The 610-nt window shown below is 46.7% G+C and carries 1 protein-coding gene; it reads left to right on the plus strand.

The window, feature by feature from the left end:
* Positions 1-405 precede the first annotated feature (405 nt).
* Entirely contained in the window at positions 406-549 is a 144-nt protein-coding gene (locus DW49_RS1000000133235) for a hypothetical protein (protein WP_169338193.1), read from the plus strand.
* Positions 550-610 lie beyond the last annotated feature (61 nt).

The raw sequence follows: 610 nt of genomic DNA on the forward strand, positions 1-610 counted from the left end.
CCCAGCCTGAACCGACCCCTGGCACGCGGGCCTGTAAGCTATTCAGGAGGCCCCTTGCTAACTCTCTCAGGATCGCTCGCGATTCGTCACCAATCCTGACAGAGAGCCCCATGACTGCATCCATCCGCCGAGCAACATCCCTTCGCCCTGGACAATTCAAACACTTAATCCGCGTAGCATCTGTGACTGGCCGTTTACAGACCATCCTCGGTCATGCTTACCTTGATCACAGCAAACCCTATTTGACTGTGGATCAAGCAACAATCCGACATGCTTTTGCGATTGCGCTGGCATAGTGGCATCAGTAGTATTGATTGGATCCATTTTTCCGGGGTCGAACCTTCCTTTAGCCTGCAATATTGTGGGCTATAGGGGTAAGCGATTTTAATTTTAAGGAGAAGTCTTATGGCTATTAAACCAGGCCCAAAGCCAATTGCTAAATCAACCGGCGAAGTAGATAAGCGTCGTCGTGACAATAAAGATACACAAGGAAATAATCCCGATTTGAAGCCTAGTGTACTGTTTTCGAAAAAATCAGCCACCAACTAACGGAAAATTCAAATCTTATCAATAGCTTAGCTTGCAGGTTATGGGTAACTTATTTCGAAAA

The sequence above is a fragment of the Pseudomonas avellanae BPIC 631 genome (genome assembly GCF_000444135.1).
GTDB classification, from domain to species: domain Bacteria; phylum Pseudomonadota; class Gammaproteobacteria; order Pseudomonadales; family Pseudomonadaceae; genus Aquipseudomonas; species Aquipseudomonas avellanae.

What these genes read in the sequence shown, in the direction of transcription:
- DW49_RS1000000133235 (WP_169338193.1), top strand. Translation starts at nt 406, where the DNA reads ATGGCTATTAAACCAGGCCCAAAGCCAATTGCTAAATCAACCGGCGAA.